Genomic DNA, 25,895 nt, shown 5'->3' with positions numbered 1-25,895 from the left:
GGTCAGCCGGTGGCAGGGCGCTCGTCACCGGGCTGGTCGTACCACCCGTCGTGCTCGCGCGCCAGGTCCACGAAACGCTCCCGCAGCCCCTCGTAGGCCCCGCCCCCGGGTGCGTCGGGCAGGCGCGTGTCGAGGACGTGGACGCCCCACCCGGCGTCTGCGCCGCCGGCCCCGTGGCCCCGGCCCCGCGGTGCCTCGCGCAGCACGCGCACGTGCTCGAAGCCCTCCGAGCGCAGCGCGTCGGCGATCTCCTCGGCGCGCCGCCGGTCCGGCAGGACGAGGAGGTGCTCGCTGCCGGCGTGGGGAGGCTCTGCGGTGCTCACGGTGCCCAGGGTAGGCGCGCGAACGCGTTGCGTCCGGGATGCCAGGGCCAGGGTGGCGCGTCTCAGTCGACCTCGGCGTGCAGGGTCAACGGCTCGGGCGCACGCCACCACAGCAGCGTGCCGAGCAGGCAGACCAGCCCGGTGACCCCGAACGCCCAGCCGAAGCCCGCCGCGTCGGCGATCAGCCCGATGAGGATCGGACCGGCGATCGCGCCGCCGTCCTGGCTCATCTGGAAGGTCGACAGCACCTTCCCGCCGTTGCGCTGGTTGCCGATGACGTCGGCGACCGCCGCCTGCTGGGCCGGGTTGACCATGCCGGCGCCGACCCCGGAGACGAGGGAGAGCACGAAGAGGACGGCCAGGCCCGCGGTGGTCGACAGCCCCGGCCGGAGCGCCTGCCCCAGCAGCGCCATCGAGACACCCATCGTGATCAGCCCGACGAGGACCAGCGGGCGGCGGCCGAGGCGGTCGGTGAGCCGGCCGGACACCTGCAGGGTGGCTGCGGTCCCCACCGCACCGACGGCCAGCACCGCGCCGGCGACCCAGGTCTGGTCGAGGACGGCGATGGCGAGCAGCGGCAGCACCGCCATCCGCACCCCGAAGTTGGTCCAGCCGTTCGCCGCACCGGACACCAGCACGGCCCGGTAGACCGGGGAGCGCCACGCCTCGGCGAGCGCCATGGTCGGGCGCTCCGAGCGGTCCGGCGCCGGCCGTAACCTGGCGCCGCCCAGCCCCACGGCGACGACCCCGGCGGCGAGGACGAGCGCCACGCCATACACGATGAAGGGTGCGCGCATCCCCCACCCGGCGAGCAGCCCGCCGAGCACCGGTCCCACCATCCCGCCGATGAGGAAGGCGGAGCCGTAGGCCGAGGACACCCGCCCGCGCGCCCGCAGCGGCGCGAGCCGGACGAGCAGCGCCATCGCCGAGATGGTGAACATCGTCGACCCGACCCCGCCCAGACCGCGGAAGAGCAGGAGCTGGCCGTAGGACTGGGCGAACGCCGTCGCGAACGAGGAGGCCGCGACGACGAGCAGCCCGGCGAGGTAGATCGGCCGCTCCCCGAAACGCCCGACGAGCAGCCCGCCGGCCGGCGCGAAGACGAGCCGGAAGAAGGCGAACGCGGAGACGATGACCGAGGCCGCCGCCACCCCGACGTCGAAGGAGCGGGCGTAGGCCGGCAGCACCGGCGAGACGATCCCGAAGCCGATCGCGATGACGAACGCGGCCCCGACGAGCACCCAGATCTCGCGGGGTATGGGGTCGCGCACCCCGGGCGGGTCGGGCGCGGTGGTCGGCGGGTCGGCGGGTGTGGCCACGTGGGTGCTCACTGCCCCCCGACGAGCGCGGCGAACCGGTCCAGGTCGACGTTGCCGCCGGAGAGCACCACCCCGACCCGTCGGCCGGTGAGCTCGGGCACCGCGCCGGACAGGACGGCGGCCAGCCCGAGCACGCCGGTCGGCTCGACGACCTGCTTCAGCGTCGAGGCCATCACCCGCATCGCACCGACCAGCTCCTCGTCGGTCGCCGTCAGGACCGCCTCGACCCCGTCGCGGACGATCGGGAAGGTCAGCTCGCCCAGGCTGGTGGTCTGGGCACCGTCGGCGATGGTGCGGGGGGTCTGGATCTGCACGATCCGCCCCTCCTGCAGGGAGCGGCGGGCGTCGTCGCCGGCGGCGGGCTCCACGCCGTAGATCCGCGCGTCGGGCGCGAGCGCCCGGGCGGACAGGATGCTGCCCGAGAGGAGCCCTCCCCCGCCGAGCGGGACCACGAGCACGTCGGGGGGGCCGGCGTCCTCCACCAGCTCCTTGACCGCGGTGCCCTGGCCGGCGATGACCTTCGGGTGGTCGAACGGCGGGACCAGGGTCATCCCGCGCTCCGTGGCCAACGCCGCCGCGACCGCGGGCCGGTCCTCGGTGTAGCGGTCGTAGCGGACCACCTCGGCGCCGTAGCCGAGGGTCGCGGCGACCTTCTGCTCCGGCGCGTCGTGCGGCATGACGATGACCGCCGGCATGCCGATCTCGCGCGCGGCCAGCGCCACGGCCTGGGCGTGGTTGCCCGAGGAGAAGGCGACCACACCGCCGCGACGCTGCTCCCCGTCAAAGGCGGACAGGGCCGTGTAGGCGCCCCGGAACTTGAACGCACCGACCCGCTGCAGGTGCTCGGCCTTGAGGTGCAGCTCGCAGCCGGCCAGGGCGTCCAGCCGGCGGGAGCGCAGGACCGGCGTGCGGTGCGCGACACGGTCGAGGACCTGCGCGGCGGCCTCGACGTCGGCGTAGGTGGGCAGCGTCGGAGCGCTCATCGTGGTCCTCTCGTGGTCGATCCGTCCGAGCCTCTCACGCCCGTCCGCTCACGGCTGCGTGCGGAGCGGGACGAAGCGGTACCACCCGGGCGCCGGCTCGAGACGGGGCCGGTCGTCCTCGACCCGGACGCTCACCACCTGGCCCTCCAGCGGCAGGACCATGAGACCGTCGGCGGCGAGCTGGTCGACGAGCGCCCCCGGCAGCTCGCGGGCCATCGCCGAGACGAGGATCCGGTCGAAGGGGGCGGCGTCGGGCGCGCCCAGCACGTCCGGGTCGGCGACGCGCACCGCGGCCCGGTCCAGGCCGTCCCGCCGGAGCCGTCCGGCCGCGTCCTGCACGAGCTCCTCGACCACCTCCACCCCGAGCACCCTGCCGGTCGGGCCCACGAGACGCGCCAGGATCGCGGTGGTCCAGCCCGAGCCGCTGCCGACGTCGAGCACGGACTGCCCCTCCCGCACGTCGAGCAGCTCCAGCATCGTGCGCACGGTGGAGGGCTGGGAGCACGTGGAGCCGTGGCCCAGCTCCACCGGCGCGTCGATCCGCGCCAGCCGCCGCGACCCCGAGGGCAGATAGCCGGCCCGCGGCGTCTCCCGCATGGCCTCCACGACGCTGGGCACCGCCGGCATCCCTCCAGGCTAGGGCAGGCCAGCAGCGGGCTCCACCCGCACCGGCACGACCAGATCCCCTCGGCCTCGCCGCGGTGGGCGGTCCACTCTCGCTCGGATCAGCGGTCCGGCAGGGCCGCGACCATCCTGGGCAGCGCCGCGGCGGCGGTGGTCCGCCACACGACGTCGGCCGCCTCGCTCACCGCGGTCTCCTGCGGGTTGATCTCGAGCACGGGCACGCCGCGCGCACCGGCCAGGTGCGGGATCGTCGCGGCCGGGTGGACCAGCCCCGAGGTGCCGACGACCACGACGAGGTCGGCCTTCTGCGGCCTGCGCCGCGGCGAAGAACTCCTCCTGCGGCAGCGCCTCGCCGAACCAGACCACCCCCGGACGCACGGCGGCACCGCAGACCTCGCAGCTGGGCGGCTCGAGGTGGGCGACCGGCTCGTCCACCTGGGGGTATGCCGCACCGCTGGGTCGCCCGCACTCCGCGCACCGCAGCGCGAAGAGACTCCCGTGCACGTGGGCCAGCACCTGCGCGCCCGCGCGCTCGTGCAGGTCGTCGACGTTCTGGGTGGCGATGCGCAGTTGGGTCCCCGGCCGCTGCTGCCAGTCGGCGAGCGCGCGGTGGCCGGCGTTGGGCTCGGCACGGCGGACGAGGCCGGCGCGCCAGGCGTACCAGGCCCAGACCTGCCCGGGGTCCTCCTCCCAGGCCGACGGCGTGGCCAGCTCGGCGGGGTCGAAGCGCTCCCACAGCCCGACCTGGGCGTCCCGGAAGGTGGGCACCCCCGACTCGGCCGACATCCCTGCGCCGGTGAGCACGCAGACCCGCTGCGCACGGCGGACCAGCTCCAGCGCCCGGCCCGGGACGGGGGCGGCGGGTGGCTGGCTCATGACGCCCATCCTGGCAGGTCGGCCGGCCCGGGCATGATGGTGGCCATGCCAGCTTCTGCAACGGTCGCCGCCGTGGTGTTCGACCTGGACGGCGTGCTCACCGACACCGAGACGATCTGGGACGAGGTCCGACGGGGACTGGCGGCCGACGACGGCGTGCCGTGGCCGAAGGGCGCCACCGAGGCGATGATGGGCATGTCCACGCCGGAGTGGTCGGAGTTCATGGCGACCACGGTCGGGGTGGACGGAGACGCGGAGACGGTGGCGGCCCGGACGGTCGGGGCGATGGCCGCGCGCTACCGCGCGCACCTGCCCACCCTGCCGGGTGCGCAGGCTGCCGTCCGCCGGATGGCCGCGCGCTGGCCGGTGGGCCTGACGTCCTCGTCGCCGCGACGCCTGATCGACACGACGCTGGCCACGCTCGGACTCACCGGGCACGTCCGCGCGTCCGTGTCGACCGAGGAGGTGGCGAGGGGCAAGCCCGCCCCTGACGGCTATCTGCGCACGTGCGAGCTGCTCGGGGTCGCGCCGTCGCGGGCCGTGGCGATCGAGGACTCCTCGAACGGGCTGCGCTCGGCGGCGGCTGCCGGGATGCGGGTGATCGCCGTGCCGCACGAGGCGTTACCGCCCGCGGCGGACGCGCTCGCGCTCGCCGACGTCCGGGTCGGCTCCCTCGACGAGGTCACGGTCGAGCTCGTCGAGAATCTGGGGGCCTAGGCGACCGCGGAGGGTCACGCGCCGTGGTGCAGGTGGTCCTGCGTCCGTCGCGCCGGGACCGTGGGCGCGTGCACGTAGTGCATCGACCCCTTGTGGGGCTCGCGGAAGAAGAGGAAGAACCACGCGAACCACAGGGGCACGAAGACCAGCATCAACGGGCCGAGAAACATCGGGCCGACAGGAACTGCCATGGGCATCATGGACCTCCGTCCACCAGCCACCTCAGCTCTGCACCAGCTCTGCACCGCAGGACCGCGGCGGACATGATCGGTACGTCTACTAGAACGCTGTCCTGCCCCGGACTGTTCCGCCTGGCCGGGCCTGGCCAGGATGCTCGAGCGCGCGTTGACGCTGGGCACTCCGGGAGGGAGCTCCGGACGGGTGCAGGCCTGCCGCAGATCGCGCGGCTTGCGTGCGGCCGCGCTCAGTCGCCGAACGGCCAACCGGCCGGGCGCCACAGCGTCAGGGCGGTCCCCCCGCCCCGGGCCACCGGCCGGGTGCCGGCGCGCAGCGCCACGACCTCGCCGGAGCGGCCGGCGGCGAAGACCCGCGGCGCGCGGCCGACGGCCTCCCGCAGCGAGTGGTTCTCGGCGGTGAGCTCGGCCAGACGGGTGCGCATCGCCTCGACCTGCGTCTCGAGCTCGAGGATGCGCTGGATCCCGGCCAGGCTCACCCCCTCGCCGGAGAGCCGCTGCACCTCGCGCAGGCGGTCGATGTCCCGGGAGGAGTAGCGACGACCTCCCCCGCGCGTGCGCGAGGGCGTGACCAGGCCCAGCCGGTCGTACTGGCGCAGGGTCTGCGCGTGCATGCCGGCCAGCTCGGCCGCCACCGAGATCACGTAGACCGGCGTGTCCCGGTCGGGCCGCGCGATCAAGGACGCGCCCTCGCCATGAGCTCGGCGCGCGGGTCGGTGCTCCCGTCCTCCTCACGGAGGGTCTCGACGGCCTCGCGGGCCTTGTCGGAGAGCCGCTGCGGCACCACGACCTGGACCTTGGCCAGCAGGTCGCCGGTGCCCTTCCTGGCCTTGATGCCACGACCCTTGACCCGCAGCACCCGCCCGGAGGGCGTGCCGGGGGCGATCTTGACCTTGACGGTGCCGCCGTCGAGCGTCGGCACCGGGACGGTCGCGCCCAGCGCCGCCTCCGCGAAGGTGACGGGCAGGTCGAGGGTGAGGTTGTCGCCCTCGCGGCCGAAGACGGGGTGCGGACGGACGGCGACGTGCAGGATGAGGTCGCCGGGCTCGCCGCCCGGGACGGGTGCGGGCTCGCCCTTGCCGCGCAGGCGGATCTTCTGCCCGTCCTTGACGCCGGCCGGGATGCGTGTGGTGATGCGTCCGCCGTCCGGCTTGCTCAGGGTGACGGTCTCGCCGCTCGCCGCGGCGTGGAAGTCGAGCGTCGTGCTCGCCTCCACGTCGTGGCCGCGGGCGCCGCCGCGCGGGCCGTGGCCGCCCCCGGCGAAACCGCCCGGGAAGCCCTGCCCGCCCTGCTGCTGGAAACCTCCGGCGCCGCCGAAGGCGCCGAGCAGGTCCTCGAGGTCGATGCCCCCGGCGTTGCCTCCGGTGCTGAAGCGGACGTTGCGGGCCCCGCCGCCGCCTCCGCCGAACATCTGGGCGAAGACGTCCTCGAAACCGCCGGCCCCGGCCCCGCCGGGTCCTCCGGCGGTGAACCGGGCGCCGCCGCCCATAGCGCGGACGGCGTCGTACTGCTGGCGCTGCTCGGGGTCGGAGAGCACCGCGTAGGCCTCACCGATGTCCTTGAACTTCTTCTCCGCGGCGGTGTCGCCCGGCTTGGCGTCGGGATGCCACTGGCGGGCGAGCTTGCGGTAGGTCTTCTTCAGGGTCTTCTCGTCGACGTCCTTGGGGACGCCGAGGATCGCGTAGAAGTCCTTCTCCATCCAGTCCTGGCTGACCATGGGTCCTCACCTCCTCCTGGGGTGCTGCGTGGTGGTCCGACGGTATGCGGTGGGGCCGGCGGGCGGCCGGCCCCACCGCGTGGCTCGGGGCACGTGCGGAGCGTTCAGGCCGGGTCGGCGACCGCCACGCGAGCGGCGCGCACGACCTTGTCGTTGACGACGAACCCGGGCTGCATCACCTGCACGACCGTCATCTCGGTGGTGCCCTCCGGCAGCTCCACGCCGGGGGCGTCGGCGGGCATGTGCATGAGCGCCTCGTGGACGTTCGGGTCGAAGATCTCGCCGACCGCGCCGACCTGCTTGACGCCGAAGCGTTCCAGGGTCTGCCCGAGCTTGTCGGCGATCGCCGCGAACGGCGTCCCCTCGGCAAGGTCGCCGTGCTCCCGCGCCCAGTGGATGTCGTCCATCACCGGGAGCAGCGCCTCCACGACGCTTGAGGTGGCCCGGTCCCGGTCGCCCTCGCGCTCCCGCTGGGTGCGGTTGCGGAAGTTGACGAACTCGGCCTGCATCCGGCGCATCTCCTCCAGCCGCTCGGCGGCCAGGGCGGTGTCCGGGTGCGGCTCGTCCTCGGGCCCGGCGGGGGGACCGCCGGCGGGGGTGGCCTCCTGCGTGGAGGAACCCTGGGGGGCGTCCGCCGAGGGTTGCTGGCCCTCGGGGCGGCGCACCTGCCCCGTCTCCGGGTCGATGAGCCTGCGGTCCCTGATGACGGGCCCCGACCCGGGGCGCTCCTCGTCGGGAGCGCCCCCGGGCTGGGTGCCGTGGATGTCGGTCACTTGGTCTCCTCGTCGTCGACCACCTCGGCGTCGACCACGTCGTCGTCATTGCCGCCGGCGGCCGCGTTCGGGTCGATGTCCGCCGCGCCGGTGGCGTCGGCGAAACCGGCACCCGCACCGGCGCCCTCGGCGCCCTGCTGGGCGTACATGGCCGAGCCCATCTTCTGGCTCTCGGTGGAGAGAGTCTCCATCTTGGCGTTGATGTCCTCGATCGTGGCGCCGGAGTCAGCCTTGAGCGCGTCCTTGAGGTCGCTCAGCGCGGTGTCGACCGGGCCACGGGCGTCGGCCGGGACCTTGTCGCCGGAGTCGGCGAGGAACTTCTCGGTCGAGTAGACCAGCTGCTCGGCGGTGTTGCGGGTCTCGGTCTCCTCCTTGCGCTTCTTGTCCTCCTCCGCGTGCGCCTCGGCGTCCTTGACCATCCGCTCGATCTCCTCCTTGGGCAGCGCGCTGCCGCCGGAGATCGTCATCGACTGCTCCTTGCCCGTGCCGCGGTCCTTGGCGGACACGTGCACGATGCCGTTGGCGTCGATGTCGAAGGTGACCTCGATCTGCGGCACGCCGCGGGGGGCCGGGGCGATGCCGGTCAGCTCGAAGTTGCCGAGCAGCTTGTTGTGCTGGGCGATCTCGCGCTCACCCTGGTAGACCTGGATGCCCACGGACGGCTGGTTGTCGCTAGCCGTGGTGAAGACCTCGCTGCGCTTGGTCGGGATCGCGGTGTTGCGCTCGATCAGGCGGGTCATGATGCCGCCCTGGGTCTCGATGCCCAGGGAGAGCGGGGTGACGTCGATCAGCAGCACGTCCTTGCGCTCGCCCTTGAGGACACCGGCCTGGAGGGCAGCGCCGACGGCGACGACCTCGTCAGGGTTGACGCCCTTGTTGGGCTCCTTGCCGCCGGTCATCTTCTTGACCAGCTCGGCCACGCTCGGCATGCGGGTCGAACCACCGACGAGGACGACGTGGTCGATCTCGTCGAGCTTGATGCCGGCGTCCTTGATGACCTGGTCGAAGGGCGCCTTGGTGCGCTCCAGCAGGTCTGCGGTCATCTGCTCGAACTGCGCGCGGGTGAGGGTCTCGTCCAGGTGGACGGGGCCGTTCTCACCCATCGACAGGTACTGCAGGTTGATCGAGGTGCTGGTCGAGGAGGACAGCTCCTTCTTGGCCTGCTCGGCCGCGTCGCGCAGACGCTGCAGCGCGATCTTGTCCTTGGACAGGTCCACGCCGGACTGGTTCTTCACCGTGGTGACCAGGTGGTCGATGATGCGCTGGTCCCAGTCGTCACCACCGAGCTTGTTGTCACCGTGGGTGGCCTTCACCTGGATGGTCGCGAAGCCGTCCTCGGAGTCCTTGCCCACCTCGAGCAGGGAGACGTCGAAGGTGCCGCCACCGAGGTCGAAGACGAGGATGAGCTCGTCCTCCTTGCCCTTGTCCAGGCCGTAGGCGAGCGCGGCGGCGGTGGGCTCGTTGACGATGCGCAGCACGTTCAGGCCCGCGATCTCGCCGGCCTCCTTGGTGGCCTGACGCTCGGCGTCGTCGAAGTAGGCCGGCACGGTGACGACCGCGTCGGTCACGTCCTCGCCCAGGTAGGACTCCGCGTCGCGCTTGAGCTTCATCAGGATGCGCGCGCTGATCTCCTGCGCGGTGTAGGACTTGCCGTCGATGTCCTGCGTCTTCCAGTCGGTGCCCATGTGGCGCTTGACCGAGCGGATGGTGCGGTCGACGTTGGTGACGGCCTGCCGCTTGGCGACCTCACCGACGAGGATCTCGCCGTTCTTGGCGAAGCTGACGACGGACGGCGTGGTGCGACCGCCCTCGGCGTTCGCGATGATCTCCGGCTCGCCGCCGGTGAGGACGGCGACCGCCGAGTTGGTGGTGCCGAGGTCGATGCCGACTGCACGTCCCATGCGGGTTCTCCTTAGGTATGCGGTGCGCCTCGCCCGGGCGGGCGGACGCTGGGTTGACACGTCTGCACTCAACTCTGCGGATCGGACCCCTGCCTTGTCAAACTGAGGCTCATCGAAGTTGAGTTCACTAGGCTCAACCTTAGACGAGGCGCAGATGTTCCCGACGGCTGGATCCGATGCCGGCGAGTTTTTTTGTAGGAACCCGAATTTCTTGTCCCGATCCCAGTTTCGTGTCCCGCGCGTGTCCTGAGTCCCGATTTCGTGTCCTGGTAGGACGCTGGTGGCTATGGGCGCGACGAACCCCTTGGACACGGAGGTTCGCTACGTCGACGCCGACGGCGAGTCGGTCACGACGTCGCTTCGGCAGCTGGACCTCAAGCGCGCATCCACCGCGTTGCCGGTGCGTCGGCTGAAGTCGCATGTCCGCCAACGTCACTACTCAGGCCTGTTCTGGTCGGCGACTACGGGTGCGCACGTGCCCTATGAGAGTCGGTTGGAGCTGGATCGGCTGTGGCTGGCCGACTTCGACGCTGATGTGCACTGGATCGCCGCCCAGCCGATGTGGTTCGGCGGATCGGACGAGGGAGTCCTACGGCGGCACGCGCCGGACCTGCTGCTGACCGACAGGCGTGGCGTTATGACGGTCGTGGACGTCAAGCCCGCCGAGTTCGTCAAGCGACCGCAAGTCCAAGCGGTGTTCCGGTGGACCGCGCGGCTGTGCCAGGCCAAGGGCGTCCGGTACGAGGTGTGGTCCGGTACCGAGCAGGTCGCGCTGGCGAACATCCGGGCGTTCGCGGTCGCCCGCCGCGGGATCGAACCAGCCGACCTGGCCGCCGCGTCCGCTGCCGGACGGCGGATACGCCGAGGTCCACGTGATCTCCGACCCCCGCCGCGATCTGGTGGAGGCGATGAGGGCCGCCGACCTGCAGGTTTTCCAGCTTCTGGGACATGGGCGAGATGGACCGCATCCAGCGGACCATCGACACCGTCCGGCTGGTCGGCGCGCTCGTCCTCGTCCTCGGTCTGACCAGCTGCGCGGTCGGCGCCCTGGACCGCGCCATCGAACGCCGCCGCGAGGTCGTCCGGCTCCAGCTGCTCGGCGTCCCGCCTCGCACCCTGCCCCTGAGCCACTGGCTCGAAGTCGCCGTCCCGATCCTGCTCGGCACCGTCCTAGCCCTGGGGCTGGGCTGGCTCGCCGCCGACAGCTACCTGCTGCTGGTCAGCGACGACGAGCGCTTGCGCATCGCCCCCAGCTTCATCGGGCCGATGATCGCCGCGGCCGGAATCGGCAGCCTCCTCGTCGCCTGGGCCACATCACTCGTCGCCAACCCCAGGATCCGGCCCGAACTCATCCGCGCCGCTTAGCCACCCACCTTCGAAGTCCCAGTGCCCACGGGCCATGTACTGTCAGCCCTCGTCGTCATCCGCTGAAGATGCCGACAAGTTGGTGACACTGGTGGCCTCTCACCAACTTGACAACCTGCAGGTCAGCGCCCTGCGCCTCCGACAGATCGGCCGAGAACCCCTCCGCCCGGACTTCATCTTCTTCGACACCGCTACACCAACCTTGTGTGTAGGTTCATGGCCAACGTGTCGGATGCCTGCTCTTTGTCGGTCGCATGTCGGATTTTCTGGCCTCTCGTTGGATGCGCCAGGCACCTGTGGACCTCCGCCTCTGGTATGATGAAATCATACTGTGGAGGTGGGTATGACGGTGCGCAAGGTCGCGGTGACGCTCCCCGAGGAACTCTACGAGATGCTGGAGCGAGCCCGCTCGGCAGAGCACCGGAGCCGTTCGGAAGTTATCCAAGAGGCCTTGCGCACTCATTTCGGTGAGCCCATCTACCGGCCGACCGACGAGGAACGTGCAGCCCTCGTTGCGGCACTGGACGCCGCCCAGGTGAACCCGGAGTCACTGCACGATTGGTCCGACGTCCGCAAGACTCTCCCAGGTCGACGTTGAGGATCGTCCTCACCCAGCACGCGGTGAGCGACATCGAAGAAGCCTGTGACTACTACGCTGGCATCGACCCGAAGCTCGGTACGCGCTTCGCCGACGACGTCGGCGCGGCCATCGAGCGGATTGTGATGTTCCCCAAGGGAGCACCAGCGGTTGAAGGGTTCGACGAGCTCCGCAGGGCCCGGATGCGGCGGTTCCCCTACGGAGTCTTCTACCAGCAGACCCCGGCGGGTGACCTGCTCGTCGTCCGGGTGCTGCACTCCCGGCGCCACCCCGCAGGAGCCCTCGACGGCTAGGATCCCCGAGCCACACCGGTGCCACTCGGGCGTGGAGATTGGCTGAAGATGCCGACAAGTTAGTGACACCGCCGGCATCCCACAAACTTGTCAGCCTGCAGGTCACAGGCCCGTGGCTGCGACAGGTCGGCCGAGAACCTACAGTGGTTGTAGGTTCCGGCACAAGTTGTCACTTTCCGGGTTTCTTGTCACTCGCGTGTCACTTCCGGGCGAGTTGTCACGACGGCGTCATGCTGGTGGCGTGAGCAGGTCGCCGCGTGGCGAGGTGGAGTTGCGGTACACGTCCCGTGAGGGCGAGGACGTCGTGAGCACACTGGCTGATTGAAGCGCCCCAGGTTCGATGCCGCTCCTGTTTGAGTCCAGGAGGATGAGCACCATGCCCAAGAAGATCGATCCAGAGTTGAAGGCCCGCGCTGTGCGTCTGGTCACCGAGCACCTGTCCGAGTACCCGTCGTTGACGGCCGCTTCGGCCGCGGTGGCCAAGCAGCTGGGTGTCGGGAGGGAGTCCGTGCGTCGCTGGGTCATCCAGGCCCAGGTCGATGCCGGTGGCCGCGACGGTGTGACCAGTGAGGAACTGGAGCAGATCAAGTCCTTGAAGTCCAGGGTCCGCCGGTTGGAGGAGGACAACGCGATCCTGAAGGCCGCGACGGTTTTCTTCGTCGGGGAGCTCGACCCCCGCAACCGATGATCATGGGATTCATCGACACCATGAGAGCCCAGGGCCACGCGGTCGAGTCGGTCTGTGTGGTGCTGCGTGAGCAGGGCTGCCAGGTTGCCGCGCGGACCTACCGATCCTGGAAGCAGACCGGTCGAACGATCGCGGCACGTACGGTGACCGACGCCCAGGTTGTGGACGCGGTGCGTGACATCGCCTGGACCACCACGCCGCACGGGCGCCGCAAGTTGGCCCCGGAGGGCCTGTACGGGCGCCGGAAGATGACCGCGTACGTGCGCCGCACGACGATGCCCGCGGCGTCTGCCGGGGCCGTGGACCGGGCCATGAGGACCCTCGGGCTGGTCGGGGTGCGCCGCGACAAGGGCACCCGGACGATCCCGGCCAAGGACGGCATCCGGGCCGGTGACCTGCTGAATCGTGACTTCACCGCCAACGCACCGAACCTCGTGTGGGTCACGGACTTCACCTACGCCAGGACGTGGGCCGGGTTCGTCTACGTCGCGTTCATCCTGGACGTGTTCTCCCAGCGGATCGTGGCCTGGCACGCCGCCAGCACCAAGCACACCGACCTGGTCATGATCCCGCTGCGGATGGCGATCTGGCAACGAGAACGGGACGGCCACCCCAGGGTGCCCGGGCAGCTGATACATCACAGTGATGCGGGCAGCCAGTACACCTCGATCCGCCTCACCGAGCATCTCGCGCTGGAGGAGATCCGGCCCTCGATCGGGTCCGTGGGCGACGCGTACGACAACGCGCTCATGGAGACGGTCAACGGGCTCTACAAGGCCGAGTGCATCCGCACCACGGTCTTCCACGCGGGGCCCTACAAGACCCTCGCCGACGTGGAGTACGCCACCGCCGGCTGGGTCGACTGGTACAACACCCGTCGGCTCCACGGGTCGCTGGGCAACGTCCCACCGATCGAGTACGAGCAAGCCCACTATGCTGCCCTCAACCCCGAGCCGCAGCCCGTATGAGAGCGGCAGAGAACCTGGGGCGCTTCAGCCTGCCTCACACCCAAACTCCACCGCAGCCTGCTCCAACCTGAACGCACCCTTGACGCCTGCCTCACGCACACCTTCTATCCCGGCACTGGACAGCTCGAGAGGTGGGCCGAACCTGCTGGTTGACGTGGTCACTCGCACGTCGCGTCGAGCACTTCGGACCGAGCTGCGCATGGTGCCGGGCTCGCCCGAAGACCCGTCTCGTGCTGCCCGGAGTGAGTTGACCCCGTGCCACCAGGCGATGTTCACGGGTCACGGGCACCGAAAGTGAGCCTTGACAGAGCGATGGCCCCAAACTTAAAATTCTCCCACTTCCGGAGATGGAGGGCAAGCCATGAAGCCGATGATGGCACGCAGAACGGGTCCAGATCGCGCACGCTCCGCCCAGGTCCTGCTGCTTGGCATGGCGTCAACTCTCCTGGCATTGCTCTCGATCGAACGGGTGGCGTCGGCAGCCACCGGGGAGGGTTCGATCATGGTTCAAGTCGACGCAGGCGAGGTCGGCATGTGCGCTGGTGAAGAGTTCTATGAGGATACCGAGTATCTCATCGATGAAACCGCGAACGGTTGGGCCACTAGATAACTGCGCAGGCACAACCAGGCAAACGATGTGCGCTGCCTTCGAACTAGGCTCGACGTACTGGCGAACGTTAGGAACGCACGACATTCACCAACAGAGGCGGCTTACGACTAGGAGTCAGGATGGGTCCGAGGCGCAGCAGGGGGCGACGGTTCGCAGTAGTGACCGCGACTGTCGCGTTAGCGGTTGGGCTGGGAGCCTGCGCCGGGTCCGACCCAGCACCGGGAACGACGGGTGAGGGGGCGGCGGTTACCGACCGCCCGGTGGAGCACTCGACGCTGGGGTGCGATCAGTGGGAGGGTAGCGACATTGTGGTCGCGGGGGATGGCGGGGCGGCTACCGGCCCAGGCGCCGCAGAAGATCCGGCGCAGGCAATCCGGAACTTCGCCACCCTCGAAGGACTGCCTGCCGGCAAGGACAGCGAGGTGTCTGCGGGTGTCTGGGTCAGGGTAGGCGCGGACGGTCGAGCGAGCCACATCCTGCGACTAGCCAGATCTGGTAAGTGGTGGTATGTCTCCGGTCTGGACAAATGCGCGCCAGCGCATGAGACGCCCCCTAACTAACCACATGACCTGCCTGGTTGACCCTCCCCCAGACAAAGAGAATGTCGGCCCGCTCGACGGAATGGGGACGGTGAACCGGCATTGGATCAGCGACCCCGGCGTGAGGATTCCGACAAGTTAAGGAGACGGACGGCGGCTCAAGGACTGTCCCTCTGCAGGTCACGCGACTGCTCTTCCGACAGGTCGTCCGAGAACCTACAGCCGGCGAGTTTTCTTGTAGGTTCTCGGCCAAGTTGGCAGTGGTCTCATCTATCTGACAGTGGCGTGTCAGTAGTCTCATCCATCTGTCAGTGGGTCACGATGGGCGTGTGGGCGTGCGCGAGGTCTCCTTGCGGTACTGCAACGTCGCCGGTGACGAGGTCACGACGACGTGGCGCGAGGCGCGCGCCGAGCTGATCGTCGAGGGTCTTCCGGTCCGTATCCCGCCGTCCTACCGGGGGCAGGGGAACTACCCGGGTCTGTTCTGGTCGGCGACGAACCGACGGACGCTGGTGTACGAGAGCCTGCTCGAGCTGGACCGGCTGTGGTTGGCGGACTTCGACCCGACTGTCGTGGGTATCGCGACCCAACCGTTCCAGATCACGGGAAGCGGCACCGGCGCTCAGCCTTCGCATGTGCCCGATGTCCTCCTGGTCCATGTCGACCGGACGGTCACCTTAGTCGACGTGAAGCCGGCAGAGTTCCTGGACAAGCCCGCGGTGCGGGCCCAGTTCGACTGGACACGCGGGTTGTGCCGGGACAAGGGCTGGGGCTACGAGGTCTTCTCCGGCGGCGATCCAGTCGTGCTGCGCACCATCAAGGCCCTGGCTGTCGGTCGTCGCTCCGCGCGACCGTCGACCGGCTGCTGCACCACGCCCACGTCTGTCAGACCAGCGGCGACAGCGTCCGCCTCACCCAAGCCCTCGCCGGTCAGGGGTGAGCCTGTTGAACTGAGCAACCAGACCGGTGGTGGCCACCCCGCCTCCTGGGCAGATCCCATGGCCACCCCGCCTCCTGGGCAGATCCCATGGCCACCACCGGGCAGGTTTCTTGTCCGCCACCGGGCAGTTCCTACTGGCCCTTGACATCCCCGACGGCCCGTCACCGTCGCGGCGTGTGGCTGTCCCAGGCCGGGCCGTGGTGGTGGACCGAGCGGATCGGACCCTGACCCTGCCCGCGACCTCCCAGCCGCATCCGCGCGGGCCGACACGACGATTCAGGCGCTCGACCGACCACCGTGAATCATCGAGGTCTGGCCCGGCGGCAGCAGCACGAAGGTGCGCAAGAGACAGCCCTTGACGAACTATGAGACATAGGAGCAGGATATGTCGTGTCGGTCGGGTTATCGTCTGGCCTTGGGGGTGCTGGTGAGGCTCCGCAGCAGCCAACGCAGGGGAACTGCACATGAGCTCACCATTCAGGATCGGATGGATCCATGTCACCCACGAAAACTCTTCGGACCACCCTTCTCGTGCTTCGCCAGCGCGGTCCTCGCGGTTGGACCAGCGGCCGTCACGGCCTCGGCGCAACCAGCGGAGAGCTCGTCCACCGTTGGGCCGACTGCGGTCCCGCCGCCGCCAGCACCCGGACGATGTGGCGCGTACTACATCATCCAAACCTCGGGTGGTGAAGCCCAAGTGCGAGAGTGCAGGAATAGCGCCGGCACTCAGATTCGGGTCAACGGCAACGTCATCGACACGGACAATGACGGCCAGTGCGCCCAGGTTTATGCCTCCTACAACATCTCCACCGCCACGGACTACAGCCGGTACGCCTGCCCGCAGGGTGAGCGCGAGTACTTCACCTTCCCCTGGCGCAACGGCACGAACGCTTATATCTACCTTCGTGAGGTGGACGAGCCTGAGGCAGAGCCCAACTGACGGTATTGCGGTCCGGTGCAGCGGATTGCACGCAGGGTATGACGGGACTCCCGTCCTGTGCGGGCTCGACCTAGAAATCCGCGGGCGAGAGATCGTCAGCGTCAGTGGGGCCAGCGGATCTGGGAAGTCAACGCTACTGCTGACCCTGGCTGGACTGCTCCCTCCGACCGCGGGCGAGGTGATCGTTGAGGGAACCGCGGTCTATCAGTTGGACGCGGATGCGCGCACGACGTTTCGTCGCGAGAACGTGGGCCTCATCTTCCAGTTCGGTCAACTCGTTGCTGAGTTGACTGCGGGTGACAACGTGGCGTTGCCATTGCTTTTGGGAGGCGCACGCCGTCACCGCGCGACGGAGCAGGCTCGAGCCATACTCGGTGAGTTGGGGTTGGGCGAGATGGTCAGCCGATATCCGCATCAGCTCTCTGGAGGGCAGCGACAGCGGGTGGCAGTGGCCCGAGCCTTGGTGAACGAGCCGCTGGTTGTGTTGGCGGATGAGCCGACCGGTTCCCTGGACTCGCGCACGTCCCAGGACGTGCTGGACCTGTTGTGCCGCTCCACCCAGCAGGCCGGTGCCTCCTTGGTGCTGGTCACCCATGATGAGGGCGTGGCCCGACGTGCGGACCGGCAGTTGTACCTGCATGATGGCACGCTGGCTACCGAGAGCCTCAGACCGTGACGTTCTGGCTCGTGGGGCGGCTGTGGCGGGGCGCCGGGCCCGTGCAGTGGGCGTTAACCGCGGTCCTGGTCGCCACAACCGCATTGGCTGCCGTGGTGCTGCTGGCGATGGCCAGCGTCCCGGCAGCTTTTCAGAGCCAAGAAGACCGGTTGGCGTGGACACAGTTTCCGCGGGACTGGACGGCACAGGCCGACCCGGAGACAACTGCCGACTACATCTATGTCTACCCGGTGGTGGACTACATCGCAGATCAGCGGGTGACCGTGGTCAACGTGGCCACGCATGGCGAGGGAGTGGCTCCCCCCGCCGGGATACCCGAGTTTCCCGCGCCCGGCGAAACGCTGATCTCACCAGCACTGCAGGATGCGCTGGCGCAGCACCCGGAGGTTTCACGAAGGTACGGAAGGGTCGTCGGTGGGATCACCGCTGAATCCCTCTTGGGGCCGAACCACCTGATGGCAGTCCGCGGTGATACAGAGCAACAACTCGACCCGGTCGCTGTCCCGATCACGGAACTGTCTGCCGAGGCGGCAGCCGTCTCGTCGACGACGCTGACCCTGCTGCTGTCTCTGGCCGGTGTGGCACTGCTGGTGCCACCGCTGTTGCTCGCCTACACGGCCACCTCAGCGTTGACTCAAGCACACCGGAGGCGCATGGCCAACCTCGTCATCGCCGGCGCACCCGCCGCGATCATCCGCAGGATCGTCGCTGGTGAGGCGCTGATAGCCAGCAGCCTTGGGATCCTCGTGGGCGGCGCGACCTTCTTCGTGTTGCGGCCAGCCTTAGCGGGCCTGCTGGTCGGGGAACCTGCCCCGTTTTCCAGGGACCTTGCCCCGGCATGGCCCCTTGTGTTGATGATCGCCGTGGGCTTACCTCTGATCGTCGTCGGGATTGGGCTGCGCACCGCACGCTCGGCAGTACACCAACCGCTGGTCTCAACAATCACCGCCCGGGAGCAGACCCGATCGGGACGGCCCGCCGCGGTCGGGGTCCTGCTCTTCGCCAGTGCATTGACGCTGGGCTGGGTCGGGATCTTCACCGGCACACGGCAGACCCTCTTGCTCATGGCGCTCGGTGGAGCGGGCCTGGTGCTGGTGCTCCCGTGGCTGGTCCGCAGGACTGGCCAGTGGATGCTCGCTTCGCGCCGCCCCGCACTGGTTCTCTCCGGCGGGTGGTTGGAGGCCGCCCCCTGGAGTACCGCCAGAGGCGTCGCGGCCGCCTCGCTGGCCGTCTTCGTCGCCACAGTGTTCGTCATGCTCAACCCCACCGCGGTGGCCGCCGTTCCTGACCCCGTCATCCAGCAAGCCCCGGGAACAATCACGATCGAGGCCCGTGCCGCGTCCGCCGACCAGGTGTCCGCCTTGGTCGATGATCTCCGCCAGATCACAGGAGTCCAAGCCGCAGCTCCCGTGATCGAAGGCACCGTCCAAACTGGTCAGCACCCATTAACAACATGGATCGGAGACTGCCGCCAGATCGCCACCGCCGCTGAGTTGGCCGAGCTTGACTGCGGCGACTCCTCGGCTGCCTGGACCACCTCCGCAGCAGAAGCCGCATTGCAGGATCCGGCCCTGCAGGTCACCGGCCTGGCCCCTGCAACCCTTCGGTCGCTGACCGCAGCGCCAGACCCGAACGAAGCCGAATCGCTCCCCGTACCGGCTGCCACGCCCGAACTGCGTACCGCGATCGCCGCGACAGACAGACCACACCTGATCATCGACCCCGCCCGGGCAGGGCTGGACGTGTCCCACTTCCGGCCTACTCTCGTACTGGTTCGGACCACCGACCCCCAGGCTCTCGCACATATTCGCACCGCCGCACTCACGACGGACCCCACCGCACAGATCGCGACCCGAGCCACTTCGCAGGAGGGCTACGACGGGCAACTGCGCCAGTACTACAGCATCATGTTGTGGGGGGCTATCGGGACCTTCCTCACCGCCGCAGCAGCATTGTTCGCGTCCGCGCTCACCGGGATCGCGAGGAGATCCACCAGCACGGCAGTGCTGCAGGCGATGGGAACACCGACGCGCACGCTCCGCGCAGCGGTGTGCCTATCCGTGAGCGCCCCGATGGCTCTTGTCACGGCTCTTGCACTGCTCGTAGGCATCTCCTGCGCCAGCAGTCTGCTCTACACCCTGAGCAGTCCCACGGGGACAGGCCTGATCGGATTGTGGCCACTCGTTCCCGCCATGATTCTCGCGACCGCAGCAGGTGCCACCGCCGCCCTAGCTATCCCGAAATCAGCCCGATTGAACGAGCTGCCCGGCGAATAACCGCAACCCAACCTGGCCAGGCGAGAACGCATTCAGTCGCAGCAGACCCCGAGCGCGGAAGGTTGCGGACATCCCGGGACGGTCAACCCAGGCTCAGCAGGGCTGACCGGCCTGTGCGCAGCTACAACCTGGAAATGGACAAGAAGATGAGACTGAGCCAAGGTGGGCCGACCCACGTCGGGCCCTCCCCCCGGAACTTGGACACGGGGGTTGATTACGCAGCGGTTGGCAGTGTAGCGGCCCAGCGGGCCTCGTAGGTGGACGGGGACAGGTAGCCGCACCAGGAGTGTCGGCGTCGGGTGTTGTAGCGCACAGCCCAGCGGAAGACCTGGCGACGACAGGTGGCCTCGTCGGGCCAACAGGCGGCGTCCTGGAGGACCTCGCGCTTCAGGGTGGCGTTGAATGATTCCGAGCACACGATGGGAGTATGCCGCCGGCTGGGATCTCGGTGCAGCCGGCAATCCCGGACAAACCGACCGACAAACCGGCGCTCGAGCGGTTCTTCAAGAGCCTGCGGCTGTCCCTGCTGGACAAGCTGTCCGCCTACAAGGGACCGAACATCGCCTCCCGGGGCAAGGACGTCGAGAAGGGCGCGTTCTACTACGTCACCGAGCTGGAGGACCTGATCAGGGAGTGGGTCGGCGACGTCTACCACCTCCGCGCGCACCGGGGATTGCGGGACCCGTTGCTGCCGAAGGTCGACCTGTCCCCGCAGGAGATGTTCAACCGGGGGATCGAGTTCTCCGGCCTGCTGCGGCTCCCGGCGGCCGAGGATCTGCGGTATGAGCTGATGGAGGTCCAGTGGCGCAAGATCCATCACTACGGGGTCGACATCGACGGGCGCCGGTACGACGGTCCGGGCCTGAACACCTACCGGGCCAGGAGATCGGACTACGGGGGCGCCCACGCCGGGAAGTGGCCGATCCTGGTCGATGCCGACGACGTGCGGGCCGTCTACTTCCAGGACCCGGCCGACAAGAGGTGGCACCGCCTGGAGTGGCGGCTGGCCGCGGGGATCAACACCCCGTTCAGCAAGGACGCAGCCGACTACACCCGCCGCATCAGCATCGCCGAGCACCGGCACGTCGACCCGCAGCAGGCCGTAGAAGACCTCCTGGCCCGGTGGAGCCGGGAGGAGGTGATGGGCCGCCGAGAACGCAACCTTGCGATCCGGCTGGCCACCCAGCCCAGCAGCCACGTGTTCGATGACGACGAGGTGACCGACCACGCCTCCCTGCCCGGAGTGATCGACCTGCTGACGGCCCGTCAGGCCCGCGAGGCCGCGCCGCCGCAGCACGCGGATGACCTGGACGTGTTCGAGCGGTACTACGCCGAGCACCCGGACAGCGAGGTGCTGGAAGTGTTCGACGAATGAGCAACCCGTGGGCCCGGTGGCTGGCCGTGCACGACACGGCCCTGTTCCAGCTGTCCCGCAAGGTCGGGTGGGACGCGTTCGTGAACGCGGCACCGCGCCCGGACTTCCCGACCTTGACCATCGCTGAGATGGCCGACCTGGGCCCGGAGGAGGCGGAGGACTACGGTGAGGCCCGGATCGTGTGGAACGCCAACCCACCGACGGTGCGTACCCAGCAGCTCGCCTCGGCCTACCAGGTGATCGATGAGGTGATGGCCTCCAACCGGCGCGACGCGGACAAGCTGCGCGGGTCGGTGGTCATCGACGCCGAACCGTACCTGGGCAAGACCACGATCGCGACGAGGTACGCGCGCGACTTCCACCGGCGGATCTACCGCCGCTACGGGCACACCACGGCTGAGGGGAATCAGCGGCTGCCGGTGGCGTTCGTGCCGCTGAACGAGGGCATCACCCTCAAGGGTCTGAACCAGAAGCTGTTGGAGTTCTACGGCCACCCGGCGGCCCGGCGCGGGTCACGCACCGAGCTGACCGCACTGGCCATCGACTGCGTCGCCAGCTGCGACACCCGCCTGATCGTCATCGACGAGCTGCACTTCGTCGACTTCGCCGGGCGCCATGGCACCGAGGTGTCCAACCACCTCAAGGGCCTGGCCAACGAGCTACCGGTCACGTTCATCTACGTCGGGGTCGGGCTGCGTGAACGCCGCTTCTTCGACGAGGGCCTGCACGGCGACCAGGCCGTCCTGGCCCAGACCAGCCGACGGGCCACCCGCTGCCCGGTCGTGCCCTTCACGACCGGCACCGACGCCGGTGCCCGCGCCTGGGCCACGCTGCTGGCCACCCTGGAACCGCACTACAAGCTGGCCCGGGCCCGGCCAGGGATGCTGACCGACCACGCCGACCTACTGCATCGACGCACCCAGGGCCGTATCGGGTCACTGACGGCCTTGCTCGACGGTGCCTGCGCACGAGCCATCACCACCGGGACCGAGGTGCTCGACGCCGACGTGCTGTCCTCGGTCCGGATCGACAATGCCGCCGAACGTCTCAGCCACAGCGCCTGAACCCCTCCCCCGGGCAGTCACCGGGGGTGTCCGGGCGCGGCTGGTGCCCGGCGGGTACGACATCACCCGGCTCCCGCTGACCGTGCCTCCGGCCGCCGGGGAACAGCTGGGGTCGTGGCTGGCCCGGTTGGCTCACAGGTACCGACTGCCGGTCTCCGGTCTCCTGACCGAGCTCGCCGTGCCGGTCGTCGCCGGCCCGGCCTCCCGCGTCGAGGCGCACCTGTCCCCACACGCCCAGATCCTGGCCATCGCGGCGGGGCTCGACTCCCTACCGCCGGGCACCGACGGCGGCGATGATGCGCTGTCCTCCCAGGTGACCCGGTACCTGGGCACCTATCACGGACGGGGCGAGGTCGCCCCGGACCGGACCCGTTTCTGCCCCTCCTGCCTCGCCGACTCCGGCGGGGTCTGGCTGCAGGCCTGGACGGCCCCACTGAACCTGGTCTGCACCACGCACCGACAACTGCTGGTCCGCCGCTGCCCGGCGTGCCGACGCGCACGGTTCACCAGCTCGGCGTGGATGACCCACGACACTGCCCCCTGGGTCTGCAGCGAACCCGCGTCCGGACAGCACAACCCCACGGACCCGATACCAGGTCTGCGGGCAGGACCTGCGCCAGACTCCTGCTCCGCCGGTCGACCAGGACATGGCGAACCTGCAGCTATGGCTGCACGCCCTGGCCCGGCAAGCCGACGACGACCCGGCCCACGTGATCGGTGCCTGCGGCTTCGAGGTGTCCCACGCGGACCTGTTCGACGCCGCCCTCGAGCTCGTCGTCGAACGACTCGGCGACGTCAAGCACCTGACCCGTCCCGGCCGCGCCGCCCGCGACCTGCTGGACGCGATCCGGTTGGCACGAGCAGTGATCCAACAACCGGACCCGGCCGCCGCTGGAGAGGTCGCCGACCGGCACGGGCTGCTCCACCCGGCCGGCCGGGTCACCCCGATCGGCCCCGACCACGTCCTGACCAAACGTCGCCGCAACCCCCTGCTGGCCGCGGTCCGCCTCACGTCCCTGAGAGAACACCTGCCCGCCAGCAGCCAACTGGTCTTCCGCACCGGCAGTGGCCACCCCTGCTACCCCTTCCCTACCGAGCACGGTGCGCCCACACCAGCGCCGGAACAGGCGCGACTGGCGTGGATTCCGCAGCTGCTCTGGCCCGGCACCCTCAACCCGTGGATCCGCGACAGCGACTACCGGGACCGGGCCGCCGCCAGCATGCTGCTGGCCAAGGTCGGCAGCACCCGGCCCTGGCGACTGATCGCGATCGACCTCGGCCTGCCAGCCTCGTTCGCGGTCCACCCACCGAACCTGGTCCGGCACCTGCGCCGTACCGGCGCCTGGCCGGCCGTGCTGCGCCGTCTGGACGAGGTCGCGACCCTCCTGGAGGCTACTTTCCCGCCGATCGACTACCAGGCCCGACGGTGGATTGCCGCCGACCAGGACCTGCTCGTCGCAGCGGTGAACCACACCCGCGGCCTCCTCGGCCCGTGCCACGGCTGGGTCAGCACCGGCGCCCTGGTCGAGCTGTTCTGGTCCGTCTACACCGGCGGTGACCTACGACTGGCCGCACCCACCGAAGGAACCCTGCTCAACCCCGACCTGTACCACCGCGACGACGAGGGCGCCGACACCGACCCGACCGCAGACCCCTACCTGGCCCGATTCCTGGCCGTGGTCGCCACCGGTGTGGCCGAGGCGACCGGGCACAACCCGGACGAACCGTTGACGTGGCGACCTCCTTGAAGCAGCCAGGCTCCCAAGCCGACACCTGAACCGACACGAGATGACACCGGGTCAGCGCCCGAGCTGCCACGGTCCGTGCGCTGGGACCACTCCGCGCCCGTCACCCGGGCGGTCGCCCTGCGCCTTGCCGAGGAGGACTTGCCGGCGCAGGCGCTGTCCTCGACCGCTGCGGCTTTCATGGACAGCGGCTACGGCATCACCAACCCCGACCTCCTGGCCCAGCTACTCCCCTCCACGCGCGCCACCTACCAGACGCTGCGCGGGCTCCCCCACGACCAGCGCCTCGTCGACCCGATCGTCCGCCGACAGATCCGCCACACCCTCGCCCTCGACAGAGAGGACCCACCCAGGGCCGGCCACATCATCTGGGAACTGGACGGGCACCACCGAGCGGCGACCTGACACCCGAGACTTGGCTCCTCAACCTGATCAGCATCTCCAAACAACCGTCCGGTGCAATCTCAGACCATCTCGAGCCCGGCCCGAGCTAGTGTCGGTCGAGTACGACGACGCAACGTTCATCGACGGCCTCCAAGAGTCCGGGCCGCGCAGGCGCAGACGAGGGTCAACAGACGCAGCAGACCGTAGTGCCTCATGTCAAGGTGCCCGCGAAACGGTGCCCGTGCCTCAACTAGGAACTGCCCGCGAAACGGGTGGCTGATGGGGCTTGGCCTGGACGCGTACGCCCTTGCGCACGTCGGGTAGTGCGGAGGGGATGCTGGCGAGGTAGAGCTGTTCGGTCTTGGCCTTGGCGTGCACGATCAGTCGGGTCTGCAGGTCGGCGATCCGGCGGCCGATCTGGGCGGGGTTGAGCGAGTCGCGGTAGGCGGTCAGCTCGGCCTGCTGGGTCGTGGACAGGACGCCCGCGGCCAGGAGCCGCTGCAGGGGCGTGCGGGGCTGGTCGTACAGGCGGGTGCGCCGTCCGTGGCGGTCGGTGCCGTAGCCGGCCGGCTTCTTGGTCGGGGTCAGGTAGTTCATCCGGTCGTTGACCAGCGGCCACAGACGGGCCAGCACGGCGCGTTCCTCGGCCGTGTCGTAGCGGTAGTAGAAGGCGTACCTGCGGACCAGGTGGTTGTTCTTGGACTCGATGGCGGCCTGGTCGTTCTTCTTGTAGGGCCGCCCGCGGGTGAAGTACACGTCCAGGTCGGCGGCCCAGTTGACGACGGCGTGATTGAGGAACTCGCTGCCGTTGTCGAAGTCCAGGCCGCTGACCTTGAAGGGGATGTGGTCCACGCCGGCCTGCAGCGCGCCCAGGATGTGGATGTGGGCGTTGTTGCGGACCGTGGCCGTGAACACCCACCCGGTGTGCACGCAGGTCAGGTTGAGGGTGCGGGCGTACTCGCCCTTGGTCGTGGGGCCGCAGTGCGCGACGGTGTCGCACTCGAAGAACCCCGGCTCGGCCTCGACCTCGTCGCCGGCCCTGCGCACGGTGATCGAGGTGCGCAGCAACGGCGAGGGCTTGGTGGTGGAGATGCCGCGCACCTGGTCGGTGGCCCTGGCCGGTGCCAGGTACCTCCTCGATCGTGGCTGCGGACACGGCCAGCAGCTCGGCCCGCACCCCGGTGCTGTACCTGCCCTCGGGGTCCAACATCCCGGGACCTTCGAGGCACAGCTCGCCGTGGTGCTCCAGGGCGTCGAGCTGGAGCTGCATCGAGGCGGCCAGGTACTTGCCGCACTGCCCGCCCGAGGCCGCCCAGACCTTCTGCAGGACCTTGGTCGCGTTGTAGGAGTACTTCGGACCCCGCGGCGTGCGGGGGCGGGCCGCGACCTGGCGACCCGCGCCCGGTGGCGTCTTCGCGGCCTCGGTCAACCGGCGCCGGGCGTTGTCGCGGGACCAGCCGGTCACTGCGACCACCTCGCCCAGGATCCGGCCCCGGTCCTTCTTGCTCGCCCGCACGCCTTGGCGTACCTGCTCGTGATCTCCGCGCGCGACCTCACCGACAGCCCACCGTCCATGTTCCAGGGTGCACCCACCCGTTTCGCGGGCAGTTCCTAGTTGAGGCACCGGACCACGTTCGCGGGCACTTCAGGTGAGTCTCGTCGCACCCTTGTCCGATCGGCCGAGGTGATCTAATCTGGCATTTAGGCCTGTTGACGACGAAGGGCTGACAGATGGCTTTCCCACGAGCACCTGAAGCGGCGAAGCCTGGCCCCGGGGGGCGCCTGAGGTACCGGTCGAGGACGATGGCCGCAGTCGTGCTCGCACTGGCTCTGCCTCCGGCTCGGTTGCTTTCGCGGCCACCTACTACTCCACTGTATCCACGATGGGCAGTTACGGCGGGTACAACTTCCGGAACCAAGCATGGTTGGACAATTACAGTCCAGGCCAAGGTGCAGCCAAGACCTACGTCACATCGGGCACTGCCCCTGCCGGGTGGCTCGGCGTCG

26 protein-coding genes and 2 pseudogenes are annotated in these 25,895 nt (G+C 69.5%); 16 read left to right on the top strand and 12 right to left on the bottom strand.

The features are described from left to right. Window positions 1-2 precede the first annotated feature (2 nt). The 5 genes from DV701_RS13975 to DV701_RS13955 all read right to left on the bottom strand — a co-directional run bounded on the left by DV701_RS13975 (window position 3) and on the right by DV701_RS13955 (window position 4,125). Window positions 3-323: a hypothetical protein gene (locus DV701_RS13975; protein WP_114929109.1), complete on the bottom strand. Its 321-nt coding sequence runs from the start codon at window positions 321-323 to the stop codon at window positions 3-5. Window positions 324-385: 62 nt separating this feature from the next. Further along, window positions 386-1,642, bottom strand: coding sequence for an MFS transporter (locus DV701_RS13970; RefSeq protein WP_228255044.1), 1,257 nt, complete (start codon window positions 1,640-1,642; stop codon window positions 386-388). An 8-nt stretch (window positions 1,643-1,650) separates the two neighbouring features. Continuing rightward, a complete protein-coding gene (locus tag DV701_RS13965) occupies window positions 1,651-2,625 on the bottom strand; it encodes a threo-3-hydroxy-L-aspartate ammonia-lyase (RefSeq protein WP_114929107.1) in 975 nt (324 codons plus the stop codon). Window positions 2,626-2,673: 48 nt separating this feature from the next. Continuing rightward, window positions 2,674-3,252: a protein-L-isoaspartate O-methyltransferase family protein gene (locus tag DV701_RS13960; protein WP_114929105.1), complete on the bottom strand. Its 579-nt coding sequence runs from the start codon at window positions 3,250-3,252 to the stop codon at window positions 2,674-2,676. A gap of 9 nt (window positions 3,253-3,261) precedes the next feature. Further along, window positions 3,262-4,125, bottom strand: a complete 864-nt coding sequence (locus DV701_RS13955; protein ID WP_324616591.1) for an SIR2 family NAD-dependent protein deacylase — start codon at window positions 4,123-4,125, stop codon at window positions 3,262-3,264. A gap of 45 nt (window positions 4,126-4,170) precedes the next feature. Between DV701_RS13955 and DV701_RS13950 the strand changes: the two genes are divergently transcribed. After that, window positions 4,171-4,842, top strand: coding sequence for an HAD family hydrolase (locus DV701_RS13950; protein WP_114931174.1), 672 nt, complete (start codon window positions 4,171-4,173; stop codon window positions 4,840-4,842). A gap of 14 nt (window positions 4,843-4,856) precedes the next feature. On the opposite strand, the gene DV701_RS13945 is transcribed toward DV701_RS13950, so the two are convergent. From DV701_RS13945 to dnaK, 5 genes are all read right to left on the bottom strand, one after another. After that, the gene (locus tag DV701_RS13945; protein WP_162803048.1) at window positions 4,857-5,033 is read right to left on the bottom strand and encodes a hypothetical protein; all 177 of its coding nucleotides are present in this window, start codon (window positions 5,031-5,033) and stop codon (window positions 4,857-4,859) included. A gap of 233 nt (window positions 5,034-5,266) precedes the next feature. Further along, the gene (locus tag DV701_RS13940) at window positions 5,267-5,713 is read right to left on the bottom strand and encodes a heat shock protein transcriptional repressor HspR (RefSeq protein ID WP_407669373.1); all 447 of its coding nucleotides are present in this window, start codon (window positions 5,711-5,713) and stop codon (window positions 5,267-5,269) included. Further along, a complete protein-coding gene (locus DV701_RS13935; RefSeq protein ID WP_114929101.1) occupies window positions 5,713-6,753 on the bottom strand; it encodes a DnaJ C-terminal domain-containing protein in 1,041 nt (346 codons plus the stop codon). The genes DV701_RS13940 and DV701_RS13935 overlap by 1 nt, the downstream gene beginning before the upstream one ends. 104 nt (window positions 6,754-6,857) lie before the next feature. After that, window positions 6,858-7,526 carry a nucleotide exchange factor GrpE gene (locus DV701_RS18875; protein ID WP_228255043.1) on the bottom strand — a complete coding sequence of 223 codons (669 nt, stop codon included), beginning with the start codon at window positions 7,524-7,526 and terminating at the stop codon, window positions 6,858-6,860. After that, on the bottom strand, window positions 7,523-9,427 hold the full coding sequence (gene dnaK, locus DV701_RS13925; RefSeq protein WP_114929098.1) for a molecular chaperone DnaK: 1,905 nt from the start codon (window positions 9,425-9,427) through the stop codon (window positions 7,523-7,525). The genes DV701_RS18875 and dnaK overlap by 4 nt, the downstream gene beginning before the upstream one ends. A 286-nt stretch (window positions 9,428-9,713) precedes the next feature. Between dnaK and DV701_RS13920 the strand changes: the two genes are divergently transcribed. The 10 genes from DV701_RS13920 (at window position 9,714) to DV701_RS13880 (ending at window position 19,320) form a co-directional block, all read left to right on the top strand. After that, the gene (locus DV701_RS13920; RefSeq protein ID WP_114929096.1) at window positions 9,714-10,454 is read left to right on the top strand and encodes a TnsA-like heteromeric transposase endonuclease subunit; all 741 of its coding nucleotides are present in this window, start codon (window positions 9,714-9,716) and stop codon (window positions 10,452-10,454) included. Then, window positions 10,376-10,792, top strand: a complete 417-nt coding sequence (locus tag DV701_RS13915; RefSeq protein WP_114929094.1) for an FtsX-like permease family protein — start codon at window positions 10,376-10,378, stop codon at window positions 10,790-10,792. The genes DV701_RS13920 and DV701_RS13915 overlap by 79 nt, the downstream gene beginning before the upstream one ends. A gap of 343 nt (window positions 10,793-11,135) precedes the next feature. Continuing rightward, a complete protein-coding gene (locus DV701_RS13910) occupies window positions 11,136-11,390 on the top strand; it encodes a ribbon-helix-helix domain-containing protein (protein ID WP_114929092.1) in 255 nt (84 codons plus the stop codon). Beyond that, entirely contained in the window at window positions 11,387-11,683 is a 297-nt protein-coding gene (locus DV701_RS13905; protein ID WP_228255042.1) for a type II toxin-antitoxin system RelE/ParE family toxin, read from the top strand. The genes DV701_RS13910 and DV701_RS13905 overlap by 4 nt, the downstream gene beginning before the upstream one ends. Before the next feature lie 376 nt (window positions 11,684-12,059). After that, a protein-coding gene (locus DV701_RS13900; RefSeq protein ID WP_114931168.1) for an IS3 family transposase occupies window positions 12,060-13,339 on the top strand; the annotation gives its coding sequence in 2 pieces (ribosomal slippage) (window positions 12,060-12,333 and window positions 12,333-13,339; 1,281 coding nt in all). A 361-nt stretch (window positions 13,340-13,700) separates the two neighbouring features. Continuing rightward, window positions 13,701-13,949 (top strand): hypothetical protein, encoded by a 249-nt coding sequence (locus DV701_RS13895; RefSeq protein ID WP_114929088.1) that lies wholly within the window; start codon window positions 13,701-13,703, stop codon window positions 13,947-13,949. 868 nt (window positions 13,950-14,817) lie between these two features. Then, window positions 14,818-15,573 (top strand): TnsA-like heteromeric transposase endonuclease subunit, encoded by a 756-nt coding sequence (locus DV701_RS19260; protein ID WP_324616590.1) that lies wholly within the window; start codon window positions 14,818-14,820, stop codon window positions 15,571-15,573. A 552-nt stretch (window positions 15,574-16,125) separates the two neighbouring features. Continuing rightward, entirely contained in the window at window positions 16,126-16,368 is a 243-nt protein-coding gene (locus DV701_RS18515) for a hypothetical protein (protein ID WP_202863543.1), read from the top strand. Continuing rightward, window positions 16,274-17,044, top strand: a complete 771-nt coding sequence (locus DV701_RS13885) for an ABC transporter ATP-binding protein (RefSeq protein WP_228255041.1) — start codon at window positions 16,274-16,276, stop codon at window positions 17,042-17,044. The genes DV701_RS18515 and DV701_RS13885 overlap by 95 nt, the downstream gene beginning before the upstream one ends. Continuing rightward, a complete protein-coding gene (locus DV701_RS13880; protein ID WP_114929083.1) occupies window positions 17,041-19,320 on the top strand; it encodes an ABC transporter permease family protein in 2,280 nt (759 codons plus the stop codon). The genes DV701_RS13885 and DV701_RS13880 overlap by 4 nt, the downstream gene beginning before the upstream one ends. A gap of 214 nt (window positions 19,321-19,534) precedes the next feature. On the opposite strand, the pseudogene DV701_RS13875 reads toward DV701_RS13880, so the two are convergent. After that, a pseudogene (locus tag DV701_RS13875) lies at window positions 19,535-19,732 on the bottom strand (integrase core domain-containing protein); the annotation flags it as partial. A gap of 15 nt (window positions 19,733-19,747) precedes the next feature. Here DV701_RS13875 and DV701_RS13870 point away from each other — a divergent pair. From DV701_RS13870 to DV701_RS13855, 5 genes and pseudogenes are all read left to right on the top strand, one after another. Continuing rightward, window positions 19,748-20,695 (top strand): hypothetical protein, encoded by a 948-nt coding sequence (locus DV701_RS13870; protein ID WP_228255040.1) that lies wholly within the window; start codon window positions 19,748-19,750, stop codon window positions 20,693-20,695. Continuing rightward, window positions 20,692-21,759: a TniB family NTP-binding protein gene (locus tag DV701_RS13865; RefSeq protein ID WP_114929081.1), complete on the top strand. Its 1,068-nt coding sequence runs from the start codon at window positions 20,692-20,694 to the stop codon at window positions 21,757-21,759. The genes DV701_RS13870 and DV701_RS13865 overlap by 4 nt, the downstream gene beginning before the upstream one ends. Further along, a pseudogene (locus DV701_RS18865) lies at window positions 21,728-22,168 on the top strand (TniQ family protein); the annotation flags it as partial. The gene DV701_RS13865 and the pseudogene DV701_RS18865, both read left to right, overlap by 32 nt. A 238-nt stretch (window positions 22,169-22,406) precedes the next feature. Next, complete coding sequence (locus DV701_RS18860) at window positions 22,407-23,507, top strand: hypothetical protein (RefSeq protein ID WP_228255039.1); 1,101 nt, start codon at window positions 22,407-22,409, stop codon at window positions 23,505-23,507. Between the two features lie 75 nt (window positions 23,508-23,582). Continuing rightward, the gene (locus tag DV701_RS13855; RefSeq protein WP_114929079.1) at window positions 23,583-23,909 is read left to right on the top strand and encodes a hypothetical protein; all 327 of its coding nucleotides are present in this window, start codon (window positions 23,583-23,585) and stop codon (window positions 23,907-23,909) included. 225 nt (window positions 23,910-24,134) lie between these two features. On the opposite strand, the gene DV701_RS13850 is transcribed toward DV701_RS13855, so the two are convergent. After that, window positions 24,135-24,989 carry a DDE-type integrase/transposase/recombinase gene (locus DV701_RS13850; protein ID WP_202863541.1) on the bottom strand — a complete coding sequence of 285 codons (855 nt, stop codon included), beginning with the start codon at window positions 24,987-24,989 and terminating at the stop codon, window positions 24,135-24,137. Window positions 24,990-25,895: the final 906 nt, after the last annotated feature.

The sequence above is a fragment of the Ornithinimicrobium avium genome (genome assembly GCF_003351765.1).
Taxonomy (GTDB): Bacteria; Actinomycetota; Actinomycetes; order Actinomycetales; family Dermatophilaceae; genus Ornithinicoccus; species Ornithinicoccus avius.
Note: the sequence above shows the minus strand (reverse complement) of the source record. Positions and strands in the feature narration are given on the sequence as shown.

Coding starts and splice junctions, on each gene's coding strand:
- DV701_RS13965 (WP_114929107.1), bottom strand. CDS start 2,625: ATGAGCGCTCCGACGCTGCCCACCTACGCCGACGTCGAGGCCGCCGCG.
- DV701_RS13960 (WP_114929105.1), bottom strand. CDS start 3,252: ATGCCGGCGGTGCCCAGCGTCGTGGAGGCCATGCGGGAGACGCCGCGG.
- DV701_RS13955 (WP_324616591.1), bottom strand. CDS start 4,125: ATGAGCCAGCCACCCGCCGCCCCCGTCCCGGGCCGGGCGCTGGAGCTG.
- DV701_RS13950 (WP_114931174.1), top strand. CDS start 4,171: ATGCCAGCTTCTGCAACGGTCGCCGCCGTGGTGTTCGACCTGGACGGC.
- DV701_RS13945 (WP_162803048.1), bottom strand. CDS start 5,033: ATGGCAGTTCCTGTCGGCCCGATGTTTCTCGGCCCGTTGATGCTGGTC.
- DV701_RS13935 (WP_114929101.1), bottom strand. CDS start 6,753: ATGGTCAGCCAGGACTGGATGGAGAAGGACTTCTACGCGATCCTCGGC.
- dnaK (WP_114929098.1), bottom strand. CDS start 9,427: ATGGGACGTGCAGTCGGCATCGACCTCGGCACCACCAACTCGGCGGTC.
- DV701_RS13920 (WP_114929096.1), top strand. CDS start 9,714: ATGGGCGCGACGAACCCCTTGGACACGGAGGTTCGCTACGTCGACGCC.
- DV701_RS13915 (WP_114929094.1), top strand. CDS start 10,376: ATGGGCGAGATGGACCGCATCCAGCGGACCATCGACACCGTCCGGCTG.
- DV701_RS13910 (WP_114929092.1), top strand. CDS start 11,136: ATGACGGTGCGCAAGGTCGCGGTGACGCTCCCCGAGGAACTCTACGAG.
- DV701_RS13895 (WP_114929088.1), top strand. CDS start 13,701: ATGAAGCCGATGATGGCACGCAGAACGGGTCCAGATCGCGCACGCTCC.
- DV701_RS13870 (WP_228255040.1), top strand. CDS start 19,748: ATGCCGCCGGCTGGGATCTCGGTGCAGCCGGCAATCCCGGACAAACCG.
- DV701_RS13865 (WP_114929081.1), top strand. CDS start 20,692: ATGAGCAACCCGTGGGCCCGGTGGCTGGCCGTGCACGACACGGCCCTG.
- DV701_RS18860 (WP_228255039.1), top strand. CDS start 22,407: ATGGCGAACCTGCAGCTATGGCTGCACGCCCTGGCCCGGCAAGCCGAC.